The organism is Porphyrobacter sp. SLTP, assembly GCF_009905735.1.
Taxonomy (GTDB): Bacteria; Pseudomonadota; Alphaproteobacteria; order Sphingomonadales; family Sphingomonadaceae; genus Erythrobacter.
In genome coordinates this window covers 93,839-113,793 of the sequence record NZ_JAAALE010000002.1, presented here as the reverse complement: position 1 = coordinate 113,793, position 19,955 = coordinate 93,839, and the positions used below count along the sequence as shown (strand labels likewise).

The window sequence follows — 19,955 nt, the reverse complement described above, 5'->3', positions numbered from 1 at the left end:
GCAGGGTTTTAGAGAGCCTCGGGGGCTGAGAATGAGCGCATTCGGAAAAAAGGGCAATGCTGGCGGAATGAAGCCGGGCTCACGGCCCGCCTTCGGTGTCGCGCGGCCTATGAAGGGTGCGGGCGCAGGTCCGCGCGGGGGCGAACAGTTCCCGCCCATCCCGGGTGAAGCCCCTCCCCCGCGTCCGGCACCGGCGCCTTCGCTTGCCAAACCCACGTCCACGGCCGAGGCGATGGAGCGCCTCAACGAGCGCATGGCGGCCGTCAATACGGGCGACTCCGAGGTCGGCGGCTTTGAAGCCAGCGTCCACAAGATCAAGGAACAGGTGCTGCCGCGCCTGCTCGAACGTGTCGATCCCGAAGCGGCGGCGACCCTCTCGAAGGAGGAGCTGTCCGAGGAATTCCGCCCGATCATCATGGAAGTGCTGGCCGAGCTGAAGGTCACGCTCAACCGGCGCGAACAGTTCGCGCTGGAAAAGGTGCTGATCGACGAGTTGCTCGGCTTCGGCCCGCTCGAAGAGCTGCTGAACGATCCCGACGTGACCGATATCATGGTCAACGGCCCGGATCAGACCTACATCGAAAAGAAGGGCAAGCTGACCCTCGCCCCGATCCGGTTCCGTGATGAACAGCATCTGTTTCAGATCGCGCAGCGGATCGTGAACCAGGTCGGCCGCCGCGTCGACCAGACCACCCCGCTCGCCGACGCCCGCTTGAAAGACGGTTCGCGTGTGAACGTGATCGTGCCGCCGCTCAGCCTGCGCGGCACCGCGATCTCGATTCGTAAGTTTTCCGAAAAGCCGATCACCATCGACATGCTGCGCGATTTCGGCTCGATGTCGGACAAGATGGCAACCGCGCTCAAGATTGCGGGCGCGAGCCGGATGAACATCGTTATCTCGGGCGGTACCGGTTCGGGTAAGACGACCATGCTCAACGCCCTTTCGAAGATGATCGACCCGGGCGAGCGCGTGCTGACCATCGAAGACGCGGCGGAACTTCGCTTGCAGCAGCCGCACTGGCTTCCGCTCGAAACCCGCCCGCCGAACCTTGAAGGCCAGGGCGCGATCACCATCGGAGACCTCGTGAAGAACGCTCTGCGTATGCGTCCGGACCGGATCATCCTCGGGGAAATTCGCGGCGCGGAGTGTTTCGATCTCCTCGCGGCGATGAACACCGGTCACGATGGTTCGATGTGTACCCTCCACGCCAACAGCCCGCGCGAATGCCTTGGCCGTATGGAAAACATGATCCTGATGGGCGACATCAAGATTCCCAAGGAAGCCATCAGCCGCCAGATCGCCGAATCGGTCGATCTCATCGTGCAGGTAAAGCGTCTGCGCGACGGTTCACGCCGCACCACCAACATCACCGAGGTGATCGGGATGGAAGGCGACGTGATCGTGACGCAGGAACTGTTCAAGTTCGAGTATCTGGACGAGAGCGAGGACGGAAAGATCCTCGGCGAATTCCGCGCCTCGGGCCTGCGCCCCTACACACTGGAAAAGGCGCGCCAGTTCGGCTTCGATCAGGCGTATCTGGAGGCGTGTCTCTGACACACCGCACCGGGCCGTCCGACCCGGTGCAGTCGGCCTTGCGAACCCTTGCGGGTTCGTTTGCTGCTGACATTGATTCGACGGCCTAAAGTCCCCCGAGAACAACCGGCAGGCTCATCGCAAGGCAACCGCCGCCCGCAATCGCTGCCAGCATGAACAGGCTGGTCCACGGTACCCAGCCAACCTGCTCCAGCCGCGCGACATCGCGCCGCTTCGCCCGCCGCCGTTCCATGACCGCGGCAATGCCAGCGAGCACCCACAAACCCGCGCCGGTCCACGCAAGCTGCGCGGCATCGCTCAGCAGTTCGAATTGGGCGAGAATGTCCATCGGGGCGCTATGTGGGTGCGCGCACTGCTTGCGCAACCCTCTCGCCTCGGCCAAGCCGTCCCGCGATGGATGGCTCGATCGCCCGCCCCCGCCCCTTGCTTGCGCTCGGCGTCCGATTGCTGGCCGCGCTTGCGCTGGCGACGATGGGTATGCTGGTCAAGCTGGCAGGGACACGCGGTGCGCATCTGATCGAGCTGATCTTCTGGCGGCAATTGCTCACCGTCGTGCTGCTCGGCGCAGGCTTGGCGCTGACCGGCAAGCTGGCCTTGCTCAGGACCAAACGCCTCCCGGCCCACGCCCGGCGCGCAGCGAGCGGTTTGTTCGGCATGATCTTCACCTATGGCGCGGTCTTGCTGCTGCCACTGACCGAGGCGACGACGTTAGGCTTCACCGCGCCGGTGTTCGCCGTGCTGATCGCCATCGTGCTGTTTCGCGAGCGGATTGGCCCTTACCGCTGGGGTGCAGTGGCGATGGGCTTTGCCGGGGTGATCGTTGTGATGCAGCCCTTTTCCGGCCTGCACGAAGGCGTGACCCTGGCCGGTGTCGCGGTCGGACTGGTCGCGCCTTTCATGGTGGCGCTGATCAGTTTCCAGCTTCAGGACCTCAACACCACCGAGAACCCGTGGAGCATCGTCTTCTGGTTCAGCGCGCTGACCACGCCGATTGCGGCCATGGCCCTGCCCTTCGTGATGGCGAGCCATGATCCCGTGACCTGGGCGCTGATCCTCGGCATGGGACTGGTTGGCGCTGGCGCACAGATGCTGCTGACCACCTCGCTGAGGTTCGGGTCTGCCGCAGTGATCCTGCTGATGGATTACACCGCGCTGCTCTGGGCGAGCTTCTATGGCTACACCATTTTTGACCGGGCCGCGCCTGCCAGCCTGTGGCTCGGCGCGCCATTGATTATCGCCGCCGGGCTGTTGATTGCGTGGCGCGAACGGCAGCTTGCCCGATCCCGGGTGCACTCTGGCGAATAGCATGGACCTTTATGCGCCCCGCGCAGGTACGCGCGATAGGGTCCATTCAAAGGAGCACCCCGCCATGACCACTCGTAATCTGCTTCTCGCACTCGTCGCCGTGCCAGCTCTGCTGGCGTCCACCGCATGCAACACGGTTGACGGAGTGGGCGACGACCTCAAATCGGCATCGAAAGAAGTCGAAGAAGAAATCTGAGCCGACGCGGCGGCGGGATGCTTCATGGAATTGTCAGGAAAATTTATGCAGGGTCGAGCGTTGAACTTCCATGCCTTCGCATAAAGGATGTGATCTGATGATTCGCAATGTGCTGACTGCCGCCGCCCTCGCCGCTCTCGCGCTGACTGCCTCTGCCTGCAACACGGTTGACGGCATCGGCGATGACATCAAGTCGGTCGGTCAGGCCGGCAAGCGCGCGATTGACTAGATCTTGCGATAAATCAGCATGATATTGTTGGCGGGCAGCGCGTGGCGCGCGGTCCGCCGCATACCATGCGTGGCAGCGAGCGCATCCAAAGTCTCTGCCTTGCGCAGACCCCAAAGCGGGTTGCGGGCTTTCAGGCTGGCATCGAAATCGAGGTTGGAGGCCGCCGTTTCCACGCCCTGTTCGATATAGGGGCCGTAGAGGATCAGCGGCGCACCGCTGGTGCGCAACACGTGGGCGGCGCCCCGGAACAGCCCGAGGGTCGCTTCCCAGGGGCTGATATGGACCATGTTGATGCACAGGATTGCAGCAGCCTGGGCGACCGGCCACGCGTCAGGCGCAGCCGCATCGAGCAACAACGGAGCGGCGAGATTGTCACCGGCATAGTCCGCGCGATAGGCAGCGATCGACGCGAGCGCCTCGGGCGAAGGGTCGGTCGGCTGCCACGTGTGTGCAGGGAACGCCTCAGCGAAGAACACTGCGTGTTCTCCGGTGCCGGCCGCGATTTCGAGCACCGTGCCGCTGGCGGGCAATTCGCGCGCCAGCACTTCGGCAATCGGCGCGCGGTTGCGTTCTGTGGCGGGGGCGTGCTGTTTCATGTCAGGAGACCTGCCGCTAGCTTACCTGTCGCTCTTGGCCTTCCCAGTACGGCGCGCGCAGTTCGCGGCGCAGGATCTTGCCGCTGGCATTGCGCGGCATCAGCGGGATCACATCGACGCTCTTGGGCGCCTTGAACGCCGCAATACGTTCGCGCGTCCAGGCGATGACGTCTGCCTCGTCCACTTCCATGCCTGGCTTGGCGACGACGCAGGCCTTGACCTCCTCGCCCCACTTGGCGCTCGGCACGCCGATCACCGCGACCTCGGCGATGGCGGGGTGGCCGTAGATCGCGCTCTCCACTTCGGCAGGATAGACGTTCTCGCCGCCCGAGATGATCATGTCCTTGATGCGGTCCTGGATATAGACATAGCCATCATCGTCCATCACGCCCGCGTCCCCGGTGTGGAGCCAGCCATCGGGGTCAATCGTCTTGGTGGTCGCTTCAGGCAGCTTCCAGTATCCGGGCGTATTGCTGGGTGAGAGAATGCAAACCTCGCCGATTGCGCCGCGTGGCACCTCGACATTGTCCGGCCCGCGCACTTCGATGCTGACGCCGGGGCAAGCCTTGCCAGCCGAACGCATCCGCTGATTGCCTTCAAGCGCGTGATCCTCGGGCGGGAGGATCGAGATCGTGCCGGACGTTTCGGTCATGCCATAGGCTTGCAGGAACCGGGTGGTTGGCATGGTCCGCACCGCTTCCTTGAGCAGTTCCAAGGGCATGGGCGCCGCGCCATACATCAGGTATTTGAGGTTGCTGAAATCCGTGGTCGCCGCGCGGGGGTGCTGCACCACCATCTGGAGCGCGGCGGGCACGATGAACATATGCGTCGCCCCGGCCTCGATCGCTTCGAGCACGCCGACGGGCGAGAACTCCGCCTGCACCAGCGAGCGCACGCCATTGGCAATCGCGATATTCACCAGACCCGTGCCGCCAATATGCGCGCAGGGCATGGCGATCAGCATGCAATCACCGGGCTCATAGAACTGCCAGTCCAGCCCCGCTTCATTGCCCGCATTCCTCAGGCCGAGCAGATTGGTGTTGGTTAGCATCGCGCCCTTGGGATTGCCGGTCGTCCCCGAAGTATAGAGCTGCAACACCGGATCATGCGGCCCCGGCGGCGTATAGTCCGCCGGTTCGAAGCCCGCCGCTGCCGTGCGCGCGGCTTCCGCCTCGATCACTTCGGGATTGGCGGGAACTTCGCCTGCGACTGTGTGCGCCGTCTCGATGAAGTCCGCGTCGGCGAACAGCAGCTTGGCCTCGGTATCGCCGAGGATATAGGCAATCTCGCGCGGGGCGAGCCGCCAGCCAATCGGCACCATCACCGCGCCCATCCGAGCCGCGGCGATATAGAGCAGGAAATAGGTATCGCGATTCTTGCCGAGCCACGCGATCCTGTCCCCCGCGCCGATCCCGCGGGCGTGCAGCAATGCGATCAGCTGGCGGGTGAGGAGATCGGCCTCGGCATAGCTCGTGACCCGTCCGTCTTGATCGAAGGCAGGTCCGTCAGGACGCTCCTTGGCCCAGAAGTGCAAGATCGCATCGAAGGTCGAAAAGTCGTGATAGGCGTTTCTCGCCATGGCGCTGCTCTCTCCCAAAAGCTGTTTGGGGAGAGGTTAAGCGCAAGCCCGCGCGCTGGTCTAGCGAAACCGCCCCTGCCGCCGCGCAATCGGCTCGCGCAAGCCCAGCCACACCAGCAGGCCAAGCGGCCCGGCCATGAAGGTCGCCAGCAAAACCGGTGCCTGAATGAGGCGCGAGATGTTCTTCGCATCGCCATCGCGGGCGATCCACAGGCCGACGAAGAGATCGAAGGCGAGGTAATGCGTCCAGCCGATCGTGACTCCGCCGTCCGAACCGAAGATCGCGCGGACCCCTTCGATGGTCGTGAAATTCGCTCCGCCGCCCTGCGGATTGGGGATCAGCCCGCTCACCAAGCCGATCAGCCCGGTGGCGTAGATCAGGCACAGCAGGCCAATGCCGAGATAGAGGATGCCGGACAGGAGCGCCGGCCAACGCGGCAGCAGGATCAACCCCGTCCACGCGATCAGCGCCAGCAGGTTGACCATGCTGAACCACGCATTCCAGTCGATCATTGCGCTTCTCCCGTCTCGCCCAAGCGGCGCCATTCGCGCGCGGCGCGGCGCATTGCTTCGTTGTCGTGCGTAAAGCGCCCACCGGCCCGGCGCAGTGCGAGCCCCAGCGCGGCCTCGGCCACGAGTCCCGCATCGATCGAGCGGAACCGCTGCCATGAACCCGACAAGAGCGGATCAATCAGCGGCGCGGCAATGATTGCCGCACGTTCGGCAAAGCGCAGGTCGTCCGTCCGCGTCCCGCGCAGCAGGCCGGGATGGAGGATATCGAGCCGCTTGAACCCGACGCGTGACAGCGCTTCCTCGGTCTCGCCCTTCACACGCATATAGAGGCTCTTGGAATGGGCGTCGGCGCCTGCGGCACTGACCACCACCATATTGGGCACCCCAGCCCGTTTGGCCATGTCGGCGGTGGCGAGCACCAGATCGTAATCGACCGCGCGGAACGCCGCTTCATCACGCCCTGCCTTCTTCCAGGTTGTGCCAAGCGCACAGATCAGAGCGCGCGGGCGGACCGCGTCGAGGACTTCGCCCCATTTGGCGGGCTCTGCCACGAACATCTCCATCCGCGCGCCGGGGGGCAGCGGAACCTCGCGCCGGGCGATGCCGACGATCCGCACGTCATCGCCTGCGCTGGCAAGCTCGATCACGCGGCGGCCGACCAGCCCGGTGGCTCCGACCAGAGCGATGCGTACCGGGCCGATGCTGCGTGGTTCAGACATTGATCAAACCCGAGGGACGCTCGCCATAGATCTTGCTCACCGCCTGCATCGCAAACCGGTCGCTCATGCCGGCGATGAAATCGGCGATCACCCGCGCACGGCTCGGATCGCGTTGCGGCAGGCGTGCCTGCCAGTCCTCCGGCATCAGGCGCGCGTCCTGTGCATAGGCGGCGTAGAGCCGCGCCACGACATCACGCGCACGCTCGGCCGCCGCGATCTGTTCGGGGTGGTAGTAGAGCCGTTCGTACATGAAGGTCTTCAGCCGCCGTTCCTGCGCGGCCATCGCGGGCGAGAACCCGGCGAGCTGGCGCCCCGCCTCGCGCACGTCTGCGACAGAGCGCAGGCCCTTCACCTGCGCCGCAGTGTGCGCGATCACATCATTCACCATCAGCCCGATCTGGTCGCGTATCATCTCGCGGAGCAAACGCTCCCGCGGGGCATGGGGGAAGCGCTTTTCGACGCTACGCCACTGGTCTGCGAGGAAATCGAGGGCGAGCAAATCGTCAAGGCTCAGAAACCCGGCGCGCAACCCATCGTCAATGTCGTGATTGTCATAGGCAATGTCGTCCGCCACCGCCGCGACCTGCGCCTCAAGCGAGGGCCAGGTGCCGAGCATCAGCGGGAACGCTTCGTCCAATTCCGCCAGTGCCCAGTTCGGCGCGGTTACCGGGCCGTTGTGCTTGGCCAGACCTTCCAGCAGATCCCAGGTGAGGTTGAGCCCGTCATGCGCGGGATAAGGGCACTCGATCCGCATCACCGTGCGCAGCGCCTGCGCATTGTGATCGAACCCGCCATGGCGCTCCATCGCCGCGGAAAGCGCCGCTTCCCCCGCATGGCCGAACGGCGGGTGGCCGAGATCATGGGCAAGGCACAGGGCTTCGGTCAGATCTTCGTCCAGCCCCAGCGCGCGCGCGATCACCCGTCCGATTTGCGCGACTTCAAGGCTGTGAGTCAGCCGCGTGCGGTAATGATCGCCATCGGGGGCGATGAACACCTGGGTCTTGGATTTCAGCCGCCGGAAGCTCATCGAATGGATGATCCGGTCTCGATCGCGCTGGAAGGCACTGCGCGGACCGCGCCGCTCGCCATCGCCAGCGCCGCCAAATTCGCGCGGCCCGTGGGCCTCGGGGTCGGCAGCATAGGGGGCGCGGGTCATCACAGGTCGAGCGCCTAGGCGAGCCGGACGGGCTTCTCAACCGGAACGAGGCGAGAACACCGCAAAAATGGCCAGAAAACAGCCGGTTGGGTCAGAAAAATTATGGGGCCGCCTTCCGGTGATTGGGGGGAGGAAAGCGGCCCCAAGGGCCAATCGGTGCGACCCGAAGACCCGGATAATGCCATTACGTTTCCGTGACAAAATCCGAGCGCGCCATAGGCGGAAACATTAACCGGTTGCACCCCTTGCAACCCAGCTAATCGACCAACTGCATGACTTACCCGATGAGTCGATAGCTAACCCTCGGCTTCCTCATGCAAAATCCAGTCCGCAGCCGCTTCGCAATGGATGCGGGTGCTATCGAAGATCGGCAGAACATTGGCATCGACATCGACCACCAGATCCAGTTCGGTGCAGGCCAGCACCACGGCGCTGGCGCCTTCCTGGGCCTTGTTGGTGATGATGGTCTTCAGCGTCCGCTCGGCCTCGCGTGTGACCTTCCCGACCATCAGCTCGTCATAGATGATCCGGTCGAGCATCTCGACATATTCGAGGTTGGGCGGCAGCAAGTCGATCCCGTGGGCCACCAAACGCTTGCGATAGAAGCTCTCGGTCATCACATTGCGGGTGCCCAGCAGCGCCGCGCTGGTAACCCCCGCGCGCTTCATGGCGATGCCGACATATTCGGCGATGTGCAGGATCGGGATGTTCACGCTGGCCGCCACGTCGTCAAACAGCCGGTGCATCGAATTGGCCCCAATGATGAGACCCTCCGCGCCCGCACCCTCAAGCCGTTTGGCACTCTCGATCAGCACGCTTGCCGCACGCTGCCAGTCACGTTCTTCGCGCAAGGCGTAGAGCTGGCAGAAATCCAGGCTCTCGATCAGCAGCGGCGCGCTTGCCATCGGGGCGGCGCGTTTCTGGACGATGCGGTTGATGCGATCATAATAGGTCGCGGTCGACACCCAGCTCATGCCGCCGATGATCCCGAGTTTGCGCAATGCCGCCAGCCTTTCGATTCTGTGTGCAAGTGCGAAAGGGTGTAGGGTGCAAGCAACCTTGGCGTCCAGTGGGCGCGGGCGTGCGGGCGGGGGTTACTCCGGTTTTGCCGCCAAGGCGTGCTCGGCAAGCCACGGTTGCAGATCGCCAAGCGTGGCCTCGGGCGCTTCCTCGTGCGGGAGGTGGCCAATTTTGGGATAGATCACCAGCGTGTTGTTCGGCAGGGTCTTGGCGAGCCACTTGCCCGCTTCGACCGGGATCACGCGATCCCCTTCGCCCCACAGGATCAGCGTCGGCGTGGTGACTGCGGCGATATCCGCCTCGGCCAGCGGATCATAGGGGTAGCCGAAACGCTTCAAGGTCGCACGGCGGTTGCCGGGGTAGCGCAGCAGCTCCCAGTACCGCGTCACGGCTGCCTCGCTTGCCACGGATTTGACCGAGACCGATTGTTCGAGGCTTTGCTGGATCAGGCTGCGGGGCGTGATCTGCTCGACTAGCAGGTTGACCCCCGGCGTCTGCGCAATCTTGAAGCCGATATTGCCGCTGTCGTCGTCCTTCTTGGTATCGAGCTTGAGCATCGGCCCGCCGCTGCCGTCGACGAGCACAAGGCCGGTCAGCCGCTCAGGGTGAGCGATCGCAAAGGCCAGCGCGTGCTTGCCGCCCATCGAATTGCCGCCGAGGATGAACTGCTTCAGTCCCAGCCTGTCCGCCACTTCGAGGATATCGGCAACGTAATTGTCGCGGCTGTAATCATCCTTGGGATCAGGCCCGGTCAGACCGTGGCCGACCTGATCGAAGCGGATCACCCGGTATTGGCTCTTGAGCGCCGCGACCCACGGCTCCCAGGTGTGCAGATCGGCATTAGAGCCGTGGAGCAACACAATTGCGGGCGCATCTTTCGGTCCCTCGTCACGCAGGTGCACGGTCACACCGCCGCCGATTGCGACGAATTGCGACGGCGGCCCGCCATACTTGGCGCGCATTTCGGCGGCGTCCGTATCGGGGGTGCGGAAGATCAGGAAGGCGATCACCAAGACGCCCAGAAGCGCGAGCAAACCGCGCCAGACCCACTTCATCATTTCATCTCCGCAATCCAGCGCCGCACGACGGCGACGCCTTGCTTGTCAACGCTGGCTTTACCCAGTTCAGGCATGGCGATGCCGGGTTCGGCGCTGTCCATCCGGTAGAGCAGGATCGACTTATCGGGCTGGCCGGGGAGCACCGAGAAGTCATGCCCCCCCGCCCCGCGACCCGCCGCGACCGGGCGTTTCATGATCCCGATGGCGTGGGGATCGGCTTGCTCCCATCGCAGGTCGAGCCCGGAATTGGACGCACCGCCGCCGGGCTGGTGGCAATGGGCGCAGTTCACATCGAGATAGGCGCGGGCGAAGCGCTCGGCAGGCGCTTTATCCGTGTAACCCGCCCAGACCGGCATTGTCGCCCCGCCCGGAGGCAGCCGGTCGAGCGCGCCGCCCTCCAGCATCTGCGCCATCCACTTGACCGAGAGGTTGCGCGCCTTGGGGCCGATGGGGATCACCTGCCCGTCCTTGGCGTGACAGCCCTTGCACTGGTTCTTGTTCGGAATGGCATAGGAAATCGTCTCGCCCGCCGGCGTGACGAGATCGATCCGCCCGCCAGCCAAGGCCAGCGTTGCCTCGGTCTGCTCGGCATTCCAGCGATAGGGCAGTGCCACCCAGCCGTCCGCGCGGTGGAGCAGCACGCGGGTTTCGATCAGGCGGCGGTCCGCGCCCTCGCCAAAGGCAAAGGTCTTGATGATCGCCGCGCCGACCGGGAATTGCAGCAGGCCCCCGGAATTCTCGGCGCCATCCGCCACAAGCTGCGTGCCTTCGGGCAGATAGATGAAGCGCAGCTTCTCCGCCCCGTCCGACCACAGCGGCGTGTTGAGCGCATAGGGGTGCACACGCGCGCTCGGGTGCTGCTCGCGCGCATCCTGAAAGAACGCGAACTCGCTCAGCGCCTTGGGGAAGGCTGCGCCGATGATCGCCGCATCGTTGACCGGCTCAGGCGCGATCACCGTCGCATGGCTGAGCGCAGCGCCGAACGTGGCGCAGGCCAAAGCCAGAAGGCCGAGACTCCGCCGCTTCACTTCAACCGCGCCTCCAGCGCTGCGGGGGCGCCGACTTCAGGGAACTCCCAGCTTTCAACCGGGGTCAGCATCAGCGGCCCGGGCTGCGCTTCGGCAAGGCTCTGCCCCGGCTTGGACAGATTGAGCGACCAGCCAGTCACGCCCGTGGCAATCTTCAGCCCGTTATCCTTCTCGACGATCCCGTCCCACAGCACCGGCGGCAGCGTGCCGCCGAAAGCGGCCAACAATTGCTCCTTGCCATCAAGCTGCGGATCATCGCCGCCGCGCCCGAAGGCGTTGAAGCCGACGATCACATTGCGGGCATAGGGATTGTAGCGGGCGTCGGTGAAAGGCTGGGTGTAAGCGACCACCATGATGTGCGCGGTCGGGTTGTTCTCGAAGGCGTTTTCATCGATCAGCACGCCGTCATTCGCCATGACCAGCACGCCCGTGCCGCGGCGGACGCTGGCGACGATGTTGCCGGGTGGCGCAAAGTTCGGGGTGTCGTTATCCGCCACGACGTTCCGGCGCAGGATCACGTTGCCGCCGTTCATCACCGGCAGGCCGGGCAGATCGAACACCAACAACCCGCCGGTGTTGCGGGTGGCGATGTTCTCGGTGACGAGCGCATTGCGACTGTTCTCGATCTCGATCCCGGCCACATTGTATTCGACGATATTCTGGCGAACCGTGATGTCGCGGCTCTGACCGACATAGATGCCCGCATCAGACGCGCCCGAGACCTTGGAATTCGTCACCAGCACGCCGGTGCTCTCAACCGGGTAGATGCCATAGGCACCATTGCTCGCCTTGGGCCCGCCGGTCCATGTGACCCGGATGCCGCTGTAGATGATGTTATCAGCGCCCTTGGACTTGATCCCGTCGCCTTTGGGGTTCTCCACCGCGAAATCGCGCAAGGTGACATTGTCGGAAGTGACGAGCAGCCCCTCGCCCGCGCCTTGCTGACCGGTGAAGTCGAGCACGCTGGCGCTCCCTCCTTCCATCCCGGTCCCGCGCAGCGTCACGCCGTCAACGTCGAGGCTGAGGCCATCGGTCAGGACGAAGCGTCCCGCTCCCAACTCGATCACATCGCCCGGCGCGGCGAGGATCAGTGCCTCCTGCAAGCGTTCGGCCGCACCCTCGCCCGGTTCAACCCGGTGGGTTTCGGCGGCGAGCGGCGCTGCTGTGGCCAGCAACACGGCGGCAAGTGCCATTCGGTTCATGATATTCTCCCTCTCCGCCCCGCACTGTGGCGCATTGGGGGGAGGGAATGCAAGCGGGGAGCATGGCTTCTTACCCCTCCGTCAGCGCCCTACGGCGCTGCCACCTCCCCATTGCTTCGCAACGGGGAGGGACTTTATCGCGCCCAATCCCTCCCTGTCCCGAAGGGATGGGGAGGTGGCAGCCCGCAGGACTATCGGAGGGGTGATTACCCGAGGCCGATGGCGCACAGTCCGGCAGAGGTGGTCAATACCGCCACCGCCTCGCTATCATCCACCCGGTCGAGCCGCTTGATCAGCTCGCCGAGGCCATAGCCTTCCTCAGGCTCGCCGTCCTGCGCCGCCATGCCCTGGCGCAACTTCCAAAGCTGCGGGATCGTCAGACGGTCGACCATACGTTCGGCCATGCAGGCCGCGCGCTTTTCGCCAATGCCGGATTCCACCAGCGCGCCTTTGACCTGCATTTCGACCAGCGGGTTGGCGAGGCCGGTGAACACCGCCCCGCCCGCCAGCAGGATGATCAGCAGAAGGCCGATGATGAGCTTGCGCATGGTAGGCCTCGCCTCAGTCAAGCGACTTGACGATTTCCTCGACCATCTTCTTGGCGTCGGCCAGCAGCATGACGGTCTGGTTCATGTAGAACACGTCGTTGTCGACCCCGGCGTAACCCACCCCGCCCATCGAGCGCTTGATGAAGAACACCTGCTTGGCCTTGTCGACGTCGAACACCGGCATTCCGTAGATGGGGCTGGACTTGTCGGTCTTGGCCGCGGGGTTCACCACGTCGTTGGCGCCGATGATGAAGGCGACGTCGCACTGGGCGAATTCGGAGTTGATGTCCTCAAGCTCGAAGACTTCATCATAAGGAACCGAGGCTTCGGCGAGCAGCACGTTCATGTGACCCGGCATGCGGCCTGCGACGGGGTGGATGGCGTACTTCACCTCCACGCCCTTTTCCTTGAGCTTATCACCCATTTCGCGCAGCGCGTGCTGGGCCTGGGCAACCGCCATCCCGTAACCGGGGATGATGATGACCTTCTCGGCCTGTTCGAGCATGTAGGCGGCGTCTTCGGCAGAGCCCTGCTTATAGGGCCGCTGTTCGCGCGCCCCGCCCGCACCGCCCGCTTCGGGCGCTGCGCCGAAGCCGCCCGCGATCACCGAAATGAAGCTGCGGTTCATCGCGCGGCACATGATGTAGCTGAGGATTGCCCCCGAAGAGCCGACCAGCGCGCCGGTGATGATCATCGCCGAGTTGCCGAGCGTGAAGCCCATCGCCGCTGCGGCCCAACCCGAGTACGAGTTGAGCATCGAGACCACGACCGGCATGTCCGCGCCGCCGATCGGAATGATCAGCAGGAAGCCGATGATAAAGGCCAGTACCGCAATCGCGATAACCATCCAGCCCTCACCCGCGCCGCCATCTGGCGAAACGGTGTAAAGCGCGATCAGACCGAGGATCGCCGCAAGCGTCCCAAGGTTGATGACGTGCCGCCCCGGCAGCATGATCGGCGAACCGCTCATCCGGCCCGACAGCTTGAGGAAGGCGATGATCGAGCCCGAGAAGGTGATCGCCCCGATGGCAATGCCAAGGCCGAGTTCGATCCGGCTGACCGCCATGATCTGGCCAGCACTGTCGACAATCCCGAAGGATTCGGGATCGAGCCACGCACCAAAGCCGACCACCACGGCGGCCAGGCCGACGAGGCTGTGGAAGCCCGCAACCAGTTCCGGCATCGCGGTCATGGCGATGCGGCGGGCAACCACCACGCCGATCGCGCCGCCGATGCCGACCGCGATCAGGATCTCGACAATATTGGCGATCTTGTGGGTGACGAGCGTCGTAGCGACCGCAATCGCCATGCCAATCATGCCATTGCGGTTACCCGCCTGACTGGTGGCCGGGCTCGAAAGTCCGCGCAGCGCGAGGATGAAGAACACCCCCGAAACGAGGTAGGCGAGCATCGCCCAGGCCGGCGTTCCGCCGCCGTGCGCTGCGCCCGCAGCAAGAAGGGAGAAGCTCATCTCTTACTTCCCCTTCTTCTTGTACATCGCGAGCATACGCTGCGTGACAGCGAACCCGCCGAAGATGTTGATGCTGGCGAGCACCACGCCGAACAGGCCGAGATATTTGGCAATCGGGCTGTTGGCCTCAGCCGCCGCGATCAGCGCGCCGACGATGATCACCGAGGAAATCGCATTGGTCACCGCCATCAGCGGGGTGTGCAGCGCCGGGGTCACCGACCATACGACGTAATAGCCCACAAAGCAGGCCAGTACGAAGATGCTGAGAATTGAAATGAAGTCCATGGATCGCCCCTATTTCCCCGGCGCAAGATATTCGGTGAGCAGCGTCACCAGTCCCGGCACATCCGCACCGCGGCTGACATTGAACGCTATCGGCGCACTGCCCGAAACGGTCAGCGTGAGTTCGGTATCAAGATCGAAATGGCCCGCGCTTTCCAGCGTGAAGGTGGTGATGGCGCGATAAGGGATCGTCAGGAACCGCTTTTTCGATCCCGTCAGCCCCTGAATATCGATCATCAGGATCCGGCGATCCGTAAAGATGATCGAATCCCGCACCAGCTTGAACGCGAAGCGCACCACTTCACCATGCGCCAGCGCATAGGCGAGGTCTTCGGCCGCGTCCTCGGCATCCCAGACAGTGGCGTTGATCAGACCCATCGGGTTAACCAAGCAGCCGCTCGTTCACGACCTTGCCGCCCTGCGTCAGGCGGATCGCAGTGCCGATTTCCTCGTCGAGCACGGGCTTGCCCTGCTCCTTGTCCCAGAAGGCGCTGAGGAAGTTGTAGTGGTTGCGCGCAAACAGCGCCGAAGCGTCAGCGGGAAGCTGCGCGGGCGTGTTCGAATAGCCGATGATCTTGACGCCGTGCTTGATCACGACTTCATCCGCCACCGAGCCTTCGACATTCCCGCCCTGCGCAACCGCAAGGTCGAAGATCACGCTGCCCGGCTTCATCGTCGCGATCTGTTCGTCGGTGATCAGCCGGGGCGCAGCGCGGCCCGGAATCAGCGCGGTGGTGATGACGATGTCCTGCTTGGCGATGTGCGAGCTCACCAGTTCGGCCTGCGCCTTCTGGTATTCCGGGCTCATTTCGGTGGCATAGCCGCCCGAACCTTCGCCTTCGATCCCCGCGACGTTCTCGACGAAGATCGGCTTGGCGCCGAGCGACTGGATCTGCTCCTTGGTGGCCGAGCGCACGTCAGTCGCCGAAACCTGTGCACCGAGACGCCGTGCGGTCGCAATCGCCTGAAGCCCCGCAACACCCACGCCCATGATGAAGGCCCGCGCAGCCTGTACCGTACCGGCAGCGGTCATCATCATCGGGAAGGCGCGGCCATAGGCGTCCGCTGCCGCCAGCACCGCCTTGTAACCGGCAAGGTTCGACTGCGAGGACAGCACGTCCATCGATTGCGCGCGGGTGATACGCGGCATGAACTCCATGCTCAGCGCCTCGTAACCGGCGGCGGCATAGGCATCGACCACATCACGCTTGGTGAAAGGATCGAACAGCGCCGCCACCATCGCGCCCGGCTTTGCGCCAGCCAGCAGCGCCACATCGGGCGCCTGGATCCCGAGCACGATATCAGCATCCTTCACCGTCGCCGCCGCGTCGGCGATGGTCGCACCGGCTTCGGCATAGGCAGCGTCGGTGATCGAAGCGATCACCCCCGCCCCGGCCTCAACCGCGACCGAACAGCCCAAGGCTGCGAACTTCTTGACCGTTTCCGGCGAAGCGGCGACGCGCGTCTCGCCTGAGGCGCGCTCTTTCAGGATGGCGATTTTCACGTGGGCGCCGGCTTAGCTGGCGATCGCAGCGACAACGGCAAACGCGATCACCGCGATCACCGGGACAGCCCATTTGAGCGTCGCCATGAACCCGCTGTAGGTGGCCGTGGCCTTTTCCATGTCGTGAACAGTCATTGGTCGTAATTCCCCTTGGGCTATCGAACGCACCGAAGTGCGATTGGTTGCCGAATGGTTGCGTTAAATATGCGTCGGGCCGCAAGGCCCCTGCGATGCTCCCGTATCGGAGCAGCCCCGCTATCTCAAGTCACCTTTAGTGAGAGGCACGTTTCCACCGCCTCCCCTGCCTGTCCCGCCGCGGTACAGTCTTAATCCCGTTTTTACCTCCCCGCCTTAGGCAGAGGGCTTGTGTCGGACCGAGCCCAGCAAGGCCCGGCAGGACAAGGGAAAGCGAGCGGCAGGACCGATGGCGGATATTGATTGCCACCCCGAAGCGCAGGAAGACGCGCGAATCGTCATGCTCATCGATGACGAGCCGGCGCAGTCGCGTCTCATCACCGCGATTGCCGCGCGTGATGGCTGGCGCACGATCGTCGCCCCGGATGCCGAGACCGCGATTGCGATGCTCGGCACGCGTGAAGGGATGCAGCTCTCCGCGATCCTGCTCGACCAATGGGTGCCGGGTGATGATGCCTGCGCCCTCATCGCCGAGTTGAAATCGCGCCGCCCGGCCTTGCCGATCCTGATGCTGACCACCAGCGCTTCCCCCTTGCTGGCCGTGGAAGCCATGCGGGCGGGCGCGAGCGATTATCTGGTGAAGCCCGTCTCCCCCGACCGCCTGATGGAGGCGCTGCGGACGGTCACCACCCGCGAAGCGCCGCGCGATGAACTCGCGCCGCTGACCGAGAAAATGTCCGCCAGCCTCGATTTCGACGCGATGATCGGCACCGCTCCGCAATTCCGCGCGGCACTGGCGCAGGCCGCCAAGGCTGCGCGCGGGCATGGGCATGTCCTGATCGAGGGCGAAACCGGCACCGGCAAGGAAATGCTGATGCGCGCGATGCACGGCGCATCCCCGCGCTCGAAAGAACCCCTGCGGACCATCAACCTTGCCTCGGTCCCACCCGGATCGATCGATTCTGTGCTGTTCGGGCATGAACCCGGCAGCTTCCCCGGTGCCTTCGACCGCCAGATCGGCGCGTTCCAGCATTGCGACGGCGGGACGCTGATCCTCGACGAGATCGACCGCCTGACGCCCGTGCTGCAACAACGCCTCGCCGAGGCGCTCGACAGCGGGATCATTCGCCCAGTCGGCGCAAGCTACGGTTTCCGCGTCGATGTGCGCCTGCTGGTGACAAGCAATGTCGGGCTTGAGCGCATGGTCGCCGCCGGACAATTCGATGCAGGCCTCGCCGCCAAGCTGGGCGCGACCCGCATCGTGTTGCCGCCTCTGCGCGAGCGAACGGGCGACATCCCGGCGCTGACCCGCCACTTCCTCGCTCGCATTGGCGAGCAGCCGGGTCTCAATCACCTTTCGGTGTCGGACAGCGCGCTGGCGCTGCTGGCTGCCTATGACTGGCCGGGCAATGTCCGCCAGCTGCAATCCGTGCTGTTTCGCGCGGCGGTCTATTGCGAGAGCAATTCGCTGAGTGCCGACAGCTTCCCGCAATTGTCCGAAATGCTCGGCGAACAGGGCAGCGTCACTGTCGCGAGTGCGCATGAAGGTGTGGGCATCATGCTCTACACCGACGACGGCAATCTGCGTCCGCTCGAAGAGATCGAAGCTGACGTGATCCGCCTCGCCATCGGCCACTATCGCGGGCGCATGACCGAAGTCGCACGGCGCCTGGGGATCGGGCGCTCGACGCTCTACCGCAAGCTTTCCGATCTCGGGATCGACAACGCGGCTTGATCGGCGGGGTTTGCGGGACTAGCCGCTGGCCCATGACAGCAATTCAGGATTTCGCCGGACGCTCGGCGCTCGTCACCGGTGCCGCATCGGGAATCGGCGCGGCCTGCGCGCGGGCCTTGGCAGCAAGGGGTGCGGCGCGGCTGGTGCTGGTCGATGTCGACGGGCCCGGGCTGGATGCGCTCGACCTTGGTGCGTGCGACGTCGAACGTGTGGTCGGCAGCGTGGCGGATGAAGGTCTTTGGCAGGCCGTTGCCGGGTCGTTGACAGGTCTTGACCATGCGGTTGTCAACGCAGGCATCGGTTCGGGCGGGCCCATTTCCGCGATCTCGCTGGCCGAATGGCGGCGGGTCATGGCGGTCAATCTCGACGGGGCGTTCCTGACACTTGCCACCGCGCTGCGGGCGATGGAGGCCAAGGCCGAACCCGATCGTGGCAGCGTGGTTGTCGTGTCGTCGACCACTGGTCTCAAGCCAGTTCCCGGCATCGGGCCCTATGGCGTCGCCAAGGCGGCCGTCGCCCATATGGCGCGCATCGCTGCGGCGGAGAATGCGCGCAAGGGCATCCGCGTCAATGCGATAGCGCCCGGCGGAGTCGATACCGCGATCTGGGAAAGCGGCGAGGATTTTCAGCGCTCCGTCGCCGCCATCGGGCGAGAGGCGACACTGAAGGCGATGGCCAAGACCACGCCCTTGGGCCGCTTTGCCTCGTCCGAGGAAATGGCAGACAGTATCCTCTACCTGCTCAGCGACGCCGCTTCCAACATCACCGGCCATGTGATGGTGTCGGATGGCGGATTTACCCTTTGAATTTACGTGATTTTTTTACGCAAATCCAACAGGGATGAAAATGTTTCACGTGAAACATAGCGAGAACATCACCAGTTGAAAGACTGCTCAGCCAGCGTCGCGCTGGTGTTGTTCTTGAGCGTCATGGTCAGGCGCTTGGCCTTCCAGTCGATATCGACAAGGCCGTAATTCTCCTCCGAGAAGAACTTCGTTACCCGCGCAGCATCGGGTTCCCGCGCGGTGCTGCGATCATTGTCGCTGCCAAATGACAGGTTGAGCGAGGAACTGGTCAGCTCCCACATCGTCTCGCCCTTGTGCGCGGTCTTGTAGATGCCCGCCGCGTGGCGATCGCCCGACAGGATCACCAGCCCGCTCGCTTCGCGGTTCTTGAGCATTTCCAGCAGCCGGTTGCGTTCTACCGGCATATTGGTCCAGCCTTCGAACTGGTGCGCCGTGGTGATCACCTGGGTCGAGGACACCACGATCCGCAGATCGGCCGGCTTGGCCAGCTCCTGCTCCAGCCACGCCCACTGCGCCTCGCCCAGCATGGTCTTGTCGAGGCTCTCGTCCGGCACATAGCTGCCGAGCGGCGGACGGTCCTTGGTCCAGGCGGCGCGCTTCAGATCAGACCGGAAGAAGCGCGTGTCGAGCAGGATGACCTGCACCCGCTTGCCTTCCGGGCCGGTGATGTTGCTCTCGTAAACGCCGGGGCGCGAGCGGACGGCGTCGGACGATCCCCAGAAGGTCTCGAACAGCGTCTCGCCCCAGCGGCGCATCGGGAAATTGCCGCCCGCGTCGTTGAGACCGAAATCGTGATCGTCCCAGGTCGCCATCATCGGCACCTTGGCGCGGAAGCCCGCAAATTCCGGATGCGAGGCCTGCAAGGCGTAGGCCGAACGCAGGCTCTCCAACCCCGCATCGGCATCCCAGCCATTGTCACCATAGACATTGTCGCCGATCATCAGGAACAGCTGCGGATTGGCCGAGGCGATCTGCGCCCACATGTGCTGCGGCGCATTCTGGTGGTTGCAACTGCCCACCGCGATGCGGGTCAGCGTAGTGTTGGCGGCGAGCGTGGGGTTCGGTCCTGCGACCGGCATCACAACCTGCTGGCGCAGCGCCTCGTAATAGGGGGCGAGCAGCTGATCGGGCGTGACGCTGACTGCGACCGGCACCGCCTTGGTAGGCGCAGGCTCATCATCATGCGCGATAGCCGGGATGGCGGCAGCTAGGGCTGTGGCAGCGAGCAGGGACAGGCGCATGGAGGCTCCTCGGAAGCGTGAGTCATGGATGGCTTTGGCGTCGCTGCGTGACAGAACTGTGGCAACTTGGGAAGCGG

At 64.3% G+C, this 19,955-nt stretch carries 23 protein-coding genes; 6 read left to right on the top strand and 17 right to left on the bottom strand.

Features of this window, described 5'->3' with window-relative positions:
- Positions 1-31 precede the first annotated feature (31 nt).
- Positions 32-1,555 carry a TadA family conjugal transfer-associated ATPase gene (locus GVM20_RS01870; protein WP_199799404.1) on the top strand — a complete coding sequence of 508 codons (1,524 nt, stop codon included), beginning with the start codon at positions 32-34 and terminating at the stop codon, positions 1,553-1,555.
- Between the two features lie 85 nt (positions 1,556-1,640).
- Here GVM20_RS01870 and GVM20_RS01865 read toward each other — a convergent pair whose 3' ends face one another.
- A complete protein-coding gene (locus tag GVM20_RS01865; protein WP_166545609.1) occupies positions 1,641-1,883 on the bottom strand; it encodes a hypothetical protein in 243 nt (80 codons plus the stop codon).
- A 65-nt stretch (positions 1,884-1,948) separates the two neighbouring features.
- Here GVM20_RS01865 and GVM20_RS01860 point away from each other — a divergent pair, with 65 nt between their 5' ends.
- From GVM20_RS01860 to GVM20_RS01855, 3 genes are all read left to right on the top strand, one after another.
- Positions 1,949-2,860, top strand: coding sequence for a DMT family transporter (locus tag GVM20_RS01860; RefSeq protein WP_166545608.1), 912 nt, complete (start codon positions 1,949-1,951; stop codon positions 2,858-2,860).
- Positions 2,861-2,924: 64 nt separating this feature from the next.
- A complete protein-coding gene (locus tag GVM20_RS16415) occupies positions 2,925-3,056 on the top strand; it encodes a hypothetical protein (protein ID WP_286165986.1) in 132 nt (43 codons plus the stop codon).
- Between the two features lie 97 nt (positions 3,057-3,153).
- Entirely contained in the window at positions 3,154-3,285 is a 132-nt protein-coding gene (locus tag GVM20_RS01855) for an Entericidin EcnA/B family protein (RefSeq protein WP_166545607.1), read from the top strand.
- Here the strand turns inward: GVM20_RS01855 and GVM20_RS01850 are convergent.
- The 15 genes from GVM20_RS01850 to GVM20_RS16410 form a co-directional block, all read right to left on the bottom strand.
- Complete coding sequence (locus GVM20_RS01850; RefSeq protein WP_166545606.1) at positions 3,282-3,881, bottom strand: DUF938 domain-containing protein; 600 nt, start codon at positions 3,879-3,881, stop codon at positions 3,282-3,284. The two genes, GVM20_RS01855 and GVM20_RS01850, sit on opposite strands and share 4 nt — an antisense overlap.
- A gap of 16 nt (positions 3,882-3,897) precedes the next feature.
- On the bottom strand, positions 3,898-5,460 hold the full coding sequence (locus tag GVM20_RS01845; RefSeq protein WP_166545605.1) for a long-chain-fatty-acid--CoA ligase: 1,563 nt from the start codon (positions 5,458-5,460) through the stop codon (positions 3,898-3,900).
- 60 nt (positions 5,461-5,520) lie between these two features.
- Complete coding sequence (locus GVM20_RS01840; RefSeq protein WP_166545604.1) at positions 5,521-5,973, bottom strand: ABA4-like family protein; 453 nt, start codon at positions 5,971-5,973, stop codon at positions 5,521-5,523.
- Entirely contained in the window at positions 5,970-6,692 is a 723-nt protein-coding gene (locus tag GVM20_RS01835; RefSeq protein ID WP_166545603.1) for an NAD(P)H-binding protein, read from the bottom strand. The genes GVM20_RS01840 and GVM20_RS01835 overlap by 4 nt, the downstream gene beginning before the upstream one ends.
- Entirely contained in the window at positions 6,685-7,848 is a 1,164-nt protein-coding gene (locus GVM20_RS01830) for a deoxyguanosinetriphosphate triphosphohydrolase (RefSeq protein ID WP_166545602.1), read from the bottom strand. The genes GVM20_RS01835 and GVM20_RS01830 overlap by 8 nt, the downstream gene beginning before the upstream one ends.
- Before the next feature lie 296 nt (positions 7,849-8,144).
- Entirely contained in the window at positions 8,145-8,849 is a 705-nt protein-coding gene (locus GVM20_RS01825) for an aspartate/glutamate racemase family protein (protein ID WP_166545601.1), read from the bottom strand.
- Between the two features lie 93 nt (positions 8,850-8,942).
- On the bottom strand, positions 8,943-9,926 hold the full coding sequence (locus tag GVM20_RS01820) for an alpha/beta fold hydrolase (RefSeq protein ID WP_353653088.1): 984 nt from the start codon (positions 9,924-9,926) through the stop codon (positions 8,943-8,945).
- A complete protein-coding gene (locus GVM20_RS01815) occupies positions 9,923-10,954 on the bottom strand; it encodes an SO2930 family diheme c-type cytochrome (protein ID WP_166545600.1) in 1,032 nt (343 codons plus the stop codon). Before GVM20_RS01815 ends, GVM20_RS01820 begins: the two co-directional genes overlap by 4 nt.
- The gene (locus GVM20_RS01810; protein ID WP_166545599.1) at positions 10,951-12,156 is read right to left on the bottom strand and encodes a parallel beta-helix domain-containing protein; all 1,206 of its coding nucleotides are present in this window, start codon (positions 12,154-12,156) and stop codon (positions 10,951-10,953) included. The genes GVM20_RS01815 and GVM20_RS01810 overlap by 4 nt, the downstream gene beginning before the upstream one ends.
- Before the next feature lie 206 nt (positions 12,157-12,362).
- Entirely contained in the window at positions 12,363-12,704 is a 342-nt protein-coding gene (locus GVM20_RS01805) for a hypothetical protein (protein ID WP_166545598.1), read from the bottom strand.
- A gap of 13 nt (positions 12,705-12,717) precedes the next feature.
- Complete coding sequence (locus GVM20_RS01800) at positions 12,718-14,175, bottom strand: NAD(P)(+) transhydrogenase (Re/Si-specific) subunit beta (protein WP_502706183.1); 1,458 nt, start codon at positions 14,173-14,175, stop codon at positions 12,718-12,720.
- Positions 14,176-14,178: 3 nt separating this feature from the next.
- Positions 14,179-14,460, bottom strand: coding sequence for an NAD(P) transhydrogenase subunit alpha part 2 (locus GVM20_RS01795; RefSeq protein ID WP_068351175.1), 282 nt, complete (start codon positions 14,458-14,460; stop codon positions 14,179-14,181).
- A 9-nt stretch (positions 14,461-14,469) separates the two neighbouring features.
- Positions 14,470-14,835: a PH domain-containing protein gene (locus GVM20_RS01790; protein WP_166545597.1), complete on the bottom strand. Its 366-nt coding sequence runs from the start codon at positions 14,833-14,835 to the stop codon at positions 14,470-14,472.
- A 4-nt stretch (positions 14,836-14,839) separates the two neighbouring features.
- A complete protein-coding gene (locus GVM20_RS01785) occupies positions 14,840-15,961 on the bottom strand; it encodes an NAD(P) transhydrogenase subunit alpha (RefSeq protein WP_166545596.1) in 1,122 nt (373 codons plus the stop codon).
- A 12-nt stretch (positions 15,962-15,973) separates the two neighbouring features.
- Complete coding sequence (locus GVM20_RS16410; protein WP_286165985.1) at positions 15,974-16,096, bottom strand: hypothetical protein; 123 nt, start codon at positions 16,094-16,096, stop codon at positions 15,974-15,976.
- A 289-nt stretch (positions 16,097-16,385) separates the two neighbouring features.
- On the opposite strand from GVM20_RS16410, the gene GVM20_RS01780 reads away from it, so the two are divergent.
- Positions 16,386-17,831, top strand: coding sequence for a sigma-54-dependent transcriptional regulator (locus GVM20_RS01780; RefSeq protein WP_166545595.1), 1,446 nt, complete (start codon positions 16,386-16,388; stop codon positions 17,829-17,831).
- A gap of 32 nt (positions 17,832-17,863) precedes the next feature.
- A complete protein-coding gene (locus GVM20_RS01775) occupies positions 17,864-18,637 on the top strand; it encodes an SDR family NAD(P)-dependent oxidoreductase (RefSeq protein ID WP_166545594.1) in 774 nt (257 codons plus the stop codon).
- A 68-nt stretch (positions 18,638-18,705) separates the two neighbouring features.
- Here the strand turns inward: GVM20_RS01775 and GVM20_RS01770 are convergent, their stop codons facing one another.
- Entirely contained in the window at positions 18,706-19,878 is a 1,173-nt protein-coding gene (locus tag GVM20_RS01770) for an alkaline phosphatase D family protein (protein ID WP_166545593.1), read from the bottom strand.
- Positions 19,879-19,955: the final 77 nt, after the last annotated feature.